The sequence below is a fragment of the Streptomyces sp. NPDC059002 genome (genome assembly GCF_042740435.1).
In the GTDB taxonomy this organism is placed as follows: domain Bacteria; phylum Actinomycetota; class Actinomycetes; order Streptomycetales; family Streptomycetaceae; genus Streptomyces.
Genome location: NZ_JBHYJI010000116.1, coordinates 1 through 9414 on the forward strand (window position 1 = coordinate 1; position 9414 = coordinate 9414).

Below are 9414 nucleotides of genomic sequence, written 5' to 3' on the forward strand. Positions count from 1 at the left end.
AATGTCGCCCGGGGGTTTGGGGCGGGGCCCGCACCGTCTTGCGGCGGGGGGGGGCCCCTCCCGCATGCCCGGCCGCTAACTCCGGGCGATCTGCAGCTCGTTCGGGATCGCCCCGCCGAAACGGCGGTCGCGCGAGGCGTACTCCAGGCAGGCCCGCCACAGGTCGCGGCGGTCGAAGTCCGGCCACAGGACGTCCTGGAAGACCATCTCGGCGTAAGCGCTCTGCCACAGCAGATAGTTGGAGGTGCGCTGCTCGCCGCTGGGCCGCAGGAAGAGGTCGACGTCCGGCATGTCCGGGTAGTACAGGTACTTGGCGAAGGTCTTCTCGTTCACCTTCGACGGGTCGAGCCGCCCCGCCCGCACGTCCTCGGCGAGTGCCTGCGCGGCGTCGGCGATCTCGGCCCGGCCGCCGTAGTTCATGCAGAAGTACAGCGTGAGCCTGTCGTTGTCCTTGGTCTGCTCCTGGGAGATCTCCAGCTCCTTGGCGACCGACTTCCACAGCTTGGGCATCCGGCCCACCCAGCGCACCCGGATGCCGAGTTCGTCGAGCTGGTCGCGGGTCTTGCGGATGAAGTCACGGTTGAAGTTCATCAGGAACTTCACCTCGTCCGGGGACCGCTTCCAGTTCTCGGTGGAGAAGGCGTAGAGCGAGATCGCCCCGACGCCCATCTCGATGCCGCCCTGCAGTACGTCGAGGACGCGCTCGGCGCCGACCTTGTGCCCCTCGGTGCGCGGCAGACCGCGCTCCTTCGCCCACCGTCCGTTGCCGTCCATGACGATGGCGACGTGCTTGGGCACCAGCTCGCCGGGGATCTTGGGCGGCCGCGCGCCGGTGGGGTGCGGCTCAGGGGTCGCGTACTCACGGCGGGACCGTCCGAGGATTCCGCGTCGTGCCATGGGGGGCTCTCTCCTAGCTAGCTTCAGTTCTTCTCTACGTACCGCAGGGAGCGAAGACCGCGCTCCAAGTGCCAGTGCAGATAGGCCGATACGAGCCCACTGCCCTCCCTCGCGTGCCGCGCCTCGCACGCGTCCGCCGTCGCCCAGTCGCCCGTAAGCAGCGCGGCGAGGAGCGTGAGCGCCTCCGCCGAGGGTACGACGCTGCCGGGCACCCGGCAGTCCACACAGACCGAACCGCCCGCCGCGACCGAGAAGAACCGGTTCGGCCCGGGCAGCCCGCACTTCGCGCAGTCGTTGAAGCTCGGGGCGTAGCCGTTCACGGCGAGGGAGCGGAGCAGGAACGCGTCAAGGACGAGATGCGGCTCGTGCTCCCCGCGGGCCAGCACCCGCAGCCCGCCGACGAGCAGCAGATACTGCTGCACGGCGGGCTCGCCCTCGTGGTCGGTGAACCGCTCCGCGGTCTCCAGCATGGCCGTCCCGGCCGTGTAGCGCGCGTAGTCCGTGACGATTCCGCCACCGTACGGAGCGATCGTCTCACTCTGCGTGCACAACGGCAGGCCGCGGCCGACCAGTTCGCTGCCGCGCGCGAAGAACTGCACGTCGACGTGGGAGAAGGGTTCGAGGCGCGCCCCGAACTTGGACTTGGTGCGCCGCACCCCGCGGGCCACCGCGCGTACGCGTCCGTGACCGCGCGTGAGCAGAGTGATGATCCGGTCCGCTTCCCCCAGCTTCTGGGTGCGCAGGACGATGCCGTCGTCGCGGAACAGGCTCATGGGGCCATTCTCGCGCACGGGGCCGCGTGCGCGGGGCGGGGGCGTCGCGGCTCGGGCCGGGGGCTCTCGGCTCGGCCGAACGTTAGCCGGGCCGAGAGCCCCGGGCCGGAGTTGATCACCCCCGGCCGACGGCCCGCGTCAAGGCACCTCCCCCCGGCTCCGCGCGTTCGCATACGCCGTCGCCGCGCGCAGCCGCTCCGCCGTGGTCGCCGTGCGGGCCGCCTCCGGTGCGCAGTCCCACTCCCTGCCCCCTCCGTAGGGGCGCAGCTGGACGTACGGTCCCTCGTGGCCCATCACCCGGCCGACCCGGCCGTTACGGGTGTCCACGACGTACGCCCCCACAGGCAGGCGCCGGGTCACGCCGCGCTCCTCAGCGCGGCGGCGAGACGAGCCGCCACATCGACGGAACAACCGCCCAATTCGATGCGCGGGCAGGGCGCTTCACGGGCGAGTGAGGCCGGGTCGATCCGCAATGACGGCAAGGTAATTCCCGCCCTGGTGAGTGCGTCGCGCAATTCCGTCACGGTGTCCTCCGCCTGTTCGATACATGCCACCGCATGCCGCTTCGATTCCGCCTTCACGTGGCTCCCCTTTGCCTGTGGATTTCACTCTTCTCCCCCCTACGGTGACGGGCTCCACCTACACTCGGCAGGAGTCTGTCCTCTACAACTGCGGGGCAGTGAGGGGCGGTTAGCCATGGCCAATGGTTCGCGGCAGGCGGCATGGGAGTTCTTCGGCGCGGAGCTGAAGCGCAGGCGGGAGGACGCGGGGCTCAGCCAATCCGCACTGGGGGTACGAGTTTTCGTCTCCGGTGGGTACGTTGGCCAGTTCGAGCAGGCAATTCGCCGCCCACAGCTTGATGTGGCTCAACGTATTGATGAGGTGCTACAAACCGGGGGCTTTTTCGAACGGCTCTGGCGCAAGCTCATCAAAGAACAGCCATTCACGGAGTACTTCGCACATGTAGCTGAGCTGGAGCGGCTGGCCACCGAGATCTGCGAGTTCGAACCGGCACTGGTTCCCGGACTGCTCCAGACTCCCGGGTACGCCCGAGCGCTCTACGAGGCGAGCAACCCGTTCGCCACGGACGAGTACATCGAGGAGCAGCTCAGGGCCCGCATGGATCGCGCCCAGCTGCTCAAGGACGCCACACGCCCCGTGTATTGGGCGATCCTGCACGAAACCGCCCTGTGCGTCCCGGTCGGCGGCCCCGACATCATGGCCGCACAGTTGGATCACCTCTCGGCGATGGCACGGGAGCGAAAGGTGCTGCTGCAGGTGCTTCCCTTCGCCGCTGGGGCGCATACGCGTATGGGCAAGATGATGAAGCTCATGGAGTTCGAGGACGCGCCGCCAACTGTCTATACAGAAGGCGTGAGTTCGGGAACCCTCCTCGACGAGCCCACGGTGGTGAAGCGAGTAAGGGCGTCTTACGATCTGCTCAGGGCCGTCGCATTGTCACCGGAAGCGTCCTTGGCCCTGATCGACTCTGTGTCGGAGGACTACAGAACATGCACGAGTACGCCCTGAGCAACGCCCGCTGGCGTAAGAGCAGCTACAGCAGCGGCGACGGCGGCGAAAACTGCGTCGAGGTCGCGTACGACTTCGTGGGCGCCGCCCGCTGGCGCAAGAGCAGCTACAGCAGCGGCGACGATAGTGACAACTGTGTCGAGGTAGCCGACGGAGTCCCCGGCGTCGTGCCTGTCCGGGACAGCAAGATCGCCCAAGACAGCCCCACCCTCCTCTTCGGCGCCGCCGCATGGTCCGCGTTCGTCGCGAAGGTGGGGCGCTGACGGATGCAGTGGCCGCCTAAGGGGGACACGGAGTTCTCCCTGGAGCTGGGGTTCAAGATCGTTCGGCGGGGATACGACCGGGTGCAGGTCCAGGACTACATCAGGCGGATGTCCAGCACCGCGCCACCGGCGGAGCCGCCCTCGTTCGAGATGGACCGGCGTGGGTACGACTGCGCGCAGGTCGACGCGTACATCGAGGGCCTGCGGTCCGGCGCGGGGCCTACTGCCGGCTGATCGCCCGGGTGACCCCCGCCGCGATGGTCGTCGCGAGGGTCCACCCCAGGACGACGAGGACGTACCCGAACCACTGGTACACGCCCTGCGCGGCATACGCCTTGTCCTGGCCGAAGTCGACGATCGGCAGCAGCAGGTCAAGCGTGTAGAAGGGCGCGTTGAAGTCCGGGGCCTCGCCCGGCTTCAGGGCGGCGGGCCGGCGCAGCGCGAAGGTGACGGAGCCGACGAGGACGAGGGAGAGCAGCCAGCCCGCCGCCCAGGTGGGCCGGAATCCATAGCCGACGGTGACGTCCTGGAGGTAGCCCCAGGCCCTGGCGTAGGAGGGCAGGGTGGCCCGGTGGCGGCGCTGCTTGGCGAGCTGCACCGTGCGGGCGGCGGCGTCGTCGCCGATGCGGCGGTAGGCGGCGGCGAGCTGTTCGTAGGCGTACGGGACGTAGCCGTCGGTGTCCCGTTCGAGGATCGGGAGCCACCGCTCAGCCGGTGCGTGCGGGCCGAACCGCGCGTACGTCAGGCCGTCGAGGCGGACCTTGTCCGGCCAGGTCTCCGGGGCGATGTGCAGGAATTCGAGGTGGCAGCCGCGCAGGGTGACGGTGCCTTCGATGGGTTCGGCCTCGTCGAGATAGAGGGCGCCCCCGACGAGTCCGCTGGCGCGCAGGGCCGTGCCGCCGGGGTTGGTGAGCCGGGCGGCCTCCAGGTTGAGCTGGCCGGGTATGCGGGCGCCGGGCATGTTGACGCGGCCGTACGCCCTCAGCCGCATCGCGTGCAGGTCCGTGCCTGCGCTGAGATTGGACGCGTGCAGGGCCGTGCCGCCCGGGTTGCTGAGCACCGCGTCGTCGAAGGTGATGCCCCCGGCGACCACCGCGCCCGCGAGGCGGACGAGACCGTGGGCGGTGAGGCCTTCGGCCTGGAGGTCGTCGTCGATGGTGGTGCGGTTGAGCGCGAGGACGGGCTCGGCCAACTCCACTCCCTCCTCGCCCAGTTCCGCCGAGTCGAAGAAGACCGCCCCCGAGATCCGCGCGCCGCCGAGCCGGACGGGACCCCGTACACGGCACCCCGTCATCCGCAGGGAACGGTCCACCCGGAGGGCTATGGCGCGCAGGCCCGGCAGCACGCTCCACCCGAGATTCAGCTGTCGCAACTGCGCACCGTACAGATCGAGTTCTTCCTCGAAGAAGCAGGACCACAGCCGGATCGGTGCCGCCACGTCCACGTGCGTGAGGTCGAGCCGTCCGGTGACGCGGACACCGGCGACGCGCAGTTTCGCCGTCTCGCCCTCATGCCGGGGCCCGTCAAGGAGCAACGCCCGCAACACCTCGGCCCGCACGGTCCGCTCGGGCCCCCAGCCCGCACCGGACGCGGCGGATCCACGGCCCCCGGGCCGGAATTCGACTCTCCGCCCCAGCGGATACGCCTCCCACACCCGCCGCTCGGCTTCACTCAGTCGACTCGTGTCCACCGCCGCGACTCTAGGCGAAGGCTTCGGACAACGCCTGCGTCTCGGCGTACGAAGGGATGCCCTCGGGCAGCGCCGTCCCGCGGACCACGGATTCGACGGCCGCCACGGCCCCGCGCAGGGCCGCGCGGAACGGGAGTGATCCGCAGCTGACGCGCCGGACACCCGCCTCGGCCAGCTCCGGCAGGGCGGGGCCGTCAGGGGCATGGAGGATGTTCACCGGCGCCTCGAAGCCGGAGGTCAGCTCGGCGATGACGCGTACGTCCTTCAGCCCGGGGACGAAAAGGCCGCCCGCGCCCGCCTGTTGATACGCCGCGAACCGCTCCTCCGTCCGCGCCGCCGCGCAGCCGTCGCCCGGCGTCAGCCAGTACGTGTCCGTCCGCGCGTTCACGAAGAGCCGGTCGGACACGGCCTCGTGAACGGCGTGGAGGATCTCGCTCTGGTGGGCGGTGTCCCGCAGCGTGCCGTCCGGGCGGCCGTCCTCGATGTTGATGCCGACCGCGCCCGCGTCGGCCAACTCGACCGCCAGCGCGGCGACTTCGCCGGGGTCGTCGCTGAAACCGCCCTCGATGTCGACGCTGACCAGCGCGTCGAGGCGGGTCAGGCCGCGGGTGAGGCGGAGGGTTTCCTGGCGGGTGCTGCCCGCCCCGTCAGGGAGGCCCGCCGCGGCCGCCACGCCGAGGCTGGTGGTGCCGATGGCGCGGAAGCCCGCGGCGGCGAACGCGGCGGCCGACGCGTGGTCCCAGGCGTTGGGCAGGAGCAGGGGCGCGCCGGATCGGTGCAGGTCGCGGAACTCCTCGTACCGGGTCGTCATGAGGTGAGCGTAGGGGCATGGTCTTTCGGTGCGGGCCGAAATGTGCCCGGCGGAGGGGGGCTCACTCCTCCCTGACCGGGAAGTACTGGCGCGGCGTGAGGCCCACGATGCGGTGGAACGCGGCGACGAACGAGCTGGCCGACGCGTAGCCGACGCGGCGGGCCACCGACTCCACCGGCAGGCCCTCGGCCAGCAGCGGCATCGCGGCCCGCATCCGCAGGCGCTTGCGCCACTGGCCGAAGGCGAGGCCCGTCTCGGCGGTGAAGAGCCGCGCCAACGTCCGTGCCGAGGCGCCGACTTCACTCCCCCACTCCTCCAGGGTCCGGCCGTCGGCCGGGGCGGCGGCCAGCGCCCGCGCCACCCGCAGGGCCCGCGGGTCGTGCGGCTCGGTCACGGAGACGGTCGCCACGGGGACGGGCCGCAGGACGTCGAGGAGGACGGCCTCGGCGCGCGAGCGGGCGTCGGGGGCGAGGTCGTCGCGCACCAGGTGGTCGATGAGGGCGCGCGGCAGGTCGCCGACCTCCAGCACGGTCGGCTCCGTCCAGACGTGCGCGGCGGGGCAGTGCGTGGGGTCGACGTAGGGGCTCCGCATCACGGTGTCGCCCTCCGCCTCCGTCGCGTGGGGCAGTCCGGCGGGGATCCACAGGGCGAGCGAAGGGGGCAGCATCCAGGTGCCCTGCTCGGCGCGGACCCGCAGCAACCCCCGTGCGGCCCAGGCGAGTTGGTGCGCGGGGTGGACGTGGGTCCGGAAGGCGCGGCCGCGCGGCATCGCGAAGTCGGCGACGAAGATCGCGGTGGTGGGGCGCGGGTGGGGACCGAAGTTCAGGTCGTCGTGTCCGGTGCGCGACATGGGACGGCAGCCTAGCCCGTGGCAGCCACCGCGGGGCCCGGCCTAGCGTCGCCGTATGCCGATGAACGAAGCACACCAAGCACTGTGCAGCTCCGAGGAGTGGGCACAGACCGTCAAGGACCGCCTCCTGCCCTGGGCCCTGGAGGGCGTCGAACTTGGCGACGACGTCGTGGAGATCGGGCCCGGTTACGCGGCCAACCTCCGCGTGCTCGTCGACCTCGTCCCCCGCCTCACCGCGGTCGAGATCGACGAAGCGACCGCCCGGCTCCTGGAGCGCGACTGGGGCGACCGGGCCCGCATCCTGCACGCGGACGCCTCCCGGATGCCGCTGCCCGACGCCGCGTACTCCGCGGTCGTCGGCTTCACGATGCTGCACCACGTGCCGACGGACGCCCTCCAGGACCGGATCTTCGCCGAGGCGTTCCGCGTGCTGCGCCCCGGCGGCGTCTTCGCGGGCAGCGACAGCCAGCCGAGCCCGGAACTCGACGAGTTGCACATCGGGGACGTCATGAACACCGTGGACCCGGAGGAACTCCCCGGCCGTCTCAAGGCGGCGGGCTTCACGGACGTGGCCGTCGAACTGCACCCGGAGACCGGGGGCATGAGGTTCCGCGCACACCGGCCATAGCTCAGGACCTGCGCCATGCCCGAAGATGTGGGCATGAAGAGTGACCTGTTCTCCAGCGACCACATGGCCCAGCCCGCCCACGCGCCCGGGATGACCCTCCAGAACACCAAGTCGATCAAGTACGCGGTCAACGGCGAGATGCACGCACGCCAGGGCGCGATGATCGCCTACCGGGGCAACCTCCAGTTCGAGCGGAAGAGCCAGGGCGGCGTCGGCGGCATGCTCAAGCGGGCGATGACCGGCGAGGGCCTGCCGCTGATGGCCGTGCGCGGGCAGGGCGAGGCGTGGTTCGCGCACGAGGCGCAGAACTGCTTCATCGTCGACGTCGAACCCGGCGACGTGCTCACCGTCAACGGGCGCAACGTCCTCTGCTTCGACGCGACCCTCTCGTACAAGATCGAGACGGTGAAGGGCGCGGGCATCACCGGCGGCGGCCTGTTCAACAGCGTCTTCACCGGCACGGGCCGCCTCGGCCTGATCTGCGAGGGCAGCCCCCTGGTGATCCCGGTCACCAAGGAGCAGCCCGTGTACGTCGACACCGACGCGGTCGTCGGCTGGACCGCCGGCCTCGCCACCTCCCTGCACCGCTCGCAGTCCATCGGCTCGATGATCCGCGGCGGTTCGGGCGAGGCGGTCCAGCTGATGCTGCAGGGCGAGGGTCACGTCATCGTGCGCCCGAGCGAGGCGACGCCGCAGAAGCCGCAGCAGCACTGACGGAACCGCCGTCCCCCGCCCGGGAGTTGAGGGCGGGCAGCGCGGCGCAGGTCAGGACGGCGAGCGCCGCAAGCACGGCGAGCAGGGTGGGCGGCGCCGCCACGTCCGAGAGGAGCGTCAGGGCGTACGGCGTCAGCATCCCCGTGTACGCCGCCGCCCAGAAGTACGCCGTCAGCCGGGCCAGGCGGTGGGGCGGGGCCAGGGCGGTGACCTCGGTGAGGCCGAAGGTCAGGACGAGGCCGTAGCCCGCGCCGAGCACCGCCGCGGCGGCAAGGGCCGGAGCGGGCTCCTCCGCTGCCGCCGACACCGCCGCGAGCGCCAGCCCCGCCGCGATCGTCATGAGTCCCGCGAGCGCCGTGGCGAGCCGGTGGCGGGCGGCCAGACGGCGGGCCACCGGCTGGATCAGGAGCCCCGCGCCGGGCGTGACGGCGGTGGCGACCCCGGCGTAGACGAGCCCGCCGTGCACCAGGCCGGGGAGGGTGACGAAGCCGACGGTGGGGGCCGCGAAGACCCACGGCGTGACGGGCAGCACCCCGCGCCGGAACCGCTTCCCGACCCCGCCGGACCCGCGCCGCGCAGTGCCGGACGCCGTGGCCTCACGCGTCTCCGGGGCCCGCAGCGCCGCGAGGCCCGCGCCCACGGCGAGCAGGACGTGCGGGACGTACGCCGTGACCATGGGCGCCGGGGCCCAGCGGGCGATCAGCGCCGCGGCGAGACCGCCCGTGGCGAAGCCCGCGGAGACGAAGAGCCCGGCCCGGCGCGCGGCGGTGGCCGGGGGCGCGGCCGCCGCCGAGGCGAGTTCCTTGATCCACGCACTGCCCGCGGCGAGCAGCGCCCCCGCGCTGACCCCGGTCAGGAACCGTCCCGGCGCGAGCCATCCGGTGGCCCCCGCGCCCAGCATCAGCAGCACGGTGGACAGCAGGTTCAGCGCGAGGGCCGTCAGCGCGACGGGGCGCCGTCCGATCCGGTCGGCCAGCGGGCCGCCGACCAGCAGGCCGGGGATCAGGCCGACGACGTAGAGGGCGAAGAGGCCGGTGACGGCGGATTCGGCGAGGTCAAGATCGGACCGGTAGGCGCCGAGCAGCGCGGAGAACTGGTTGGCGCTCCACCCGGAGGCCAGCATGATCCAGGCGGCGCGTATCCCGTGTCCGGGGCCGGGACGGTCCCCGACGGACCCGGTCTGCCCGTACCGGGTACCGGGCGCTTTGGTCGTAGTGCTCATACGCCCCAGTTCTAGGCGCGCGCACCCCCCTGACGC

At 71.6% G+C, this 9414-nt stretch carries 13 protein-coding genes; 5 read left to right on the top strand and 8 right to left on the bottom strand.

Annotation, left to right across the window (positions count from 1 at the left end; all coding sequences use genetic code 11):
* Positions 1-75 precede the first annotated feature (75 nt).
* The 4 genes from ACFWZ2_RS42850 to ACFWZ2_RS42865 all read right to left on the bottom strand — a co-directional run bounded on the left by ACFWZ2_RS42850 (position 76) and on the right by ACFWZ2_RS42865 (position 2251).
* A complete protein-coding gene (locus ACFWZ2_RS42850; protein ID WP_384555221.1) occupies positions 76-897 on the bottom strand; it encodes an isoprenyl transferase in 822 nt (273 codons plus the stop codon).
* A gap of 23 nt (positions 898-920) precedes the next feature.
* On the bottom strand, positions 921-1670 hold the full coding sequence (recO, locus tag ACFWZ2_RS42855; RefSeq protein ID WP_384555222.1) for a DNA repair protein RecO: 750 nt from the start codon (positions 1668-1670) through the stop codon (positions 921-923).
* 138 nt (positions 1671-1808) lie between these two features.
* Positions 1809-2030: a hypothetical protein gene (locus ACFWZ2_RS42860; RefSeq protein WP_384555233.1), complete on the bottom strand. Its 222-nt coding sequence runs from the start codon at positions 2028-2030 to the stop codon at positions 1809-1811.
* On the bottom strand, positions 2027-2251 hold the full coding sequence (locus ACFWZ2_RS42865) for a hypothetical protein (RefSeq protein WP_384555223.1): 225 nt from the start codon (positions 2249-2251) through the stop codon (positions 2027-2029). The genes ACFWZ2_RS42860 and ACFWZ2_RS42865 overlap by 4 nt, the downstream gene beginning before the upstream one ends.
* Positions 2252-2366: 115 nt before the next feature.
* On the opposite strand from ACFWZ2_RS42865, the gene ACFWZ2_RS42870 reads away from it, so the two are divergent.
* Genes ACFWZ2_RS42870 through ACFWZ2_RS42880 form a run of 3 tightly spaced genes read left to right on the top strand, consistent with a single transcriptional unit; the run spans position 2367 to position 3697 of the window.
* Positions 2367-3200, top strand: coding sequence for a helix-turn-helix domain-containing protein (locus ACFWZ2_RS42870; RefSeq protein ID WP_384555224.1), 834 nt, complete (start codon positions 2367-2369; stop codon positions 3198-3200).
* Positions 3182-3463, top strand: a complete 282-nt coding sequence (locus ACFWZ2_RS42875; RefSeq protein ID WP_384555225.1) for a DUF397 domain-containing protein — start codon at positions 3182-3184, stop codon at positions 3461-3463. The genes ACFWZ2_RS42870 and ACFWZ2_RS42875 overlap by 19 nt, the downstream gene beginning before the upstream one ends.
* 3 nt (positions 3464-3466) lie before the next feature.
* On the top strand, positions 3467-3697 hold the full coding sequence (locus tag ACFWZ2_RS42880) for a hypothetical protein (RefSeq protein ID WP_384555226.1): 231 nt from the start codon (positions 3467-3469) through the stop codon (positions 3695-3697).
* Here ACFWZ2_RS42880 and ACFWZ2_RS42885 read toward each other — a convergent pair.
* The 3 genes from ACFWZ2_RS42885 to ACFWZ2_RS42895 all read right to left on the bottom strand — a co-directional run bounded on the left by ACFWZ2_RS42885 (position 3684) and on the right by ACFWZ2_RS42895 (position 6814).
* A complete protein-coding gene (locus ACFWZ2_RS42885) occupies positions 3684-5153 on the bottom strand; it encodes a membrane-associated oxidoreductase (protein WP_384555227.1) in 1470 nt (489 codons plus the stop codon). The genes ACFWZ2_RS42880 and ACFWZ2_RS42885 overlap by 14 nt on opposite strands.
* Before the next feature lie 10 nt (positions 5154-5163).
* On the bottom strand, positions 5164-5964 hold the full coding sequence (locus ACFWZ2_RS42890; RefSeq protein WP_384555228.1) for an isocitrate lyase/phosphoenolpyruvate mutase family protein: 801 nt from the start codon (positions 5962-5964) through the stop codon (positions 5164-5166).
* 61 nt (positions 5965-6025) lie between these two features.
* Entirely contained in the window at positions 6026-6814 is a 789-nt protein-coding gene (locus tag ACFWZ2_RS42895) for an AraC family transcriptional regulator (protein WP_384555229.1), read from the bottom strand.
* Positions 6815-6869: 55 nt separating this feature from the next.
* Between ACFWZ2_RS42895 and ACFWZ2_RS42900 the strand changes: the two genes are divergently transcribed.
* Both ACFWZ2_RS42900 and ACFWZ2_RS42905 read left to right on the top strand, forming a co-directional pair.
* Positions 6870-7442: a class I SAM-dependent methyltransferase gene (locus ACFWZ2_RS42900; RefSeq protein ID WP_384555230.1), complete on the top strand. Its 573-nt coding sequence runs from the start codon at positions 6870-6872 to the stop codon at positions 7440-7442.
* Between the two features lie 33 nt (positions 7443-7475).
* Positions 7476-8156: an AIM24 family protein gene (locus tag ACFWZ2_RS42905; protein ID WP_384555231.1), complete on the top strand. Its 681-nt coding sequence runs from the start codon at positions 7476-7478 to the stop codon at positions 8154-8156.
* Here ACFWZ2_RS42905 and ACFWZ2_RS42910 read toward each other — a convergent pair.
* Positions 8107-9378 carry an MFS transporter gene (locus ACFWZ2_RS42910; RefSeq protein ID WP_384555232.1) on the bottom strand — a complete coding sequence of 424 codons (1272 nt, stop codon included), beginning with the start codon at positions 9376-9378 and terminating at the stop codon, positions 8107-8109. The genes ACFWZ2_RS42905 and ACFWZ2_RS42910 overlap by 50 nt on opposite strands.
* Positions 9379-9414 lie beyond the last annotated feature (36 nt).

Excerpts from the sequence above, each read along its gene's own strand:
- ACFWZ2_RS42850 (WP_384555221.1), bottom strand. The coding sequence starts at position 897 with ATGGCACGACGCGGAATCCTCGGACGGTCCCGCCGTGAGTACGCGACC.
- recO (WP_384555222.1), bottom strand. The coding sequence starts at position 1,670 with ATGAGCCTGTTCCGCGACGACGGCATCGTCCTGCGCACCCAGAAGCTG.
- ACFWZ2_RS42870 (WP_384555224.1), top strand. The coding sequence starts at position 2,367 with ATGGCCAATGGTTCGCGGCAGGCGGCATGGGAGTTCTTCGGCGCGGAG.
- ACFWZ2_RS42875 (WP_384555225.1), top strand. The coding sequence starts at position 3,182 with ATGCACGAGTACGCCCTGAGCAACGCCCGCTGGCGTAAGAGCAGCTAC.
- ACFWZ2_RS42880 (WP_384555226.1), top strand. The coding sequence starts at position 3,467 with ATGCAGTGGCCGCCTAAGGGGGACACGGAGTTCTCCCTGGAGCTGGGG.
- ACFWZ2_RS42890 (WP_384555228.1), bottom strand. The coding sequence starts at position 5,964 with ATGACGACCCGGTACGAGGAGTTCCGCGACCTGCACCGATCCGGCGCG.
- ACFWZ2_RS42895 (WP_384555229.1), bottom strand. The coding sequence starts at position 6,814 with ATGTCGCGCACCGGACACGACGACCTGAACTTCGGTCCCCACCCGCGC.
- ACFWZ2_RS42900 (WP_384555230.1), top strand. The coding sequence starts at position 6,870 with ATGCCGATGAACGAAGCACACCAAGCACTGTGCAGCTCCGAGGAGTGG.
- ACFWZ2_RS42905 (WP_384555231.1), top strand. The coding sequence starts at position 7,476 with ATGAAGAGTGACCTGTTCTCCAGCGACCACATGGCCCAGCCCGCCCAC.
- ACFWZ2_RS42910 (WP_384555232.1), bottom strand. The coding sequence starts at position 9,378 with ATGAGCACTACGACCAAAGCGCCCGGTACCCGGTACGGGCAGACCGGG.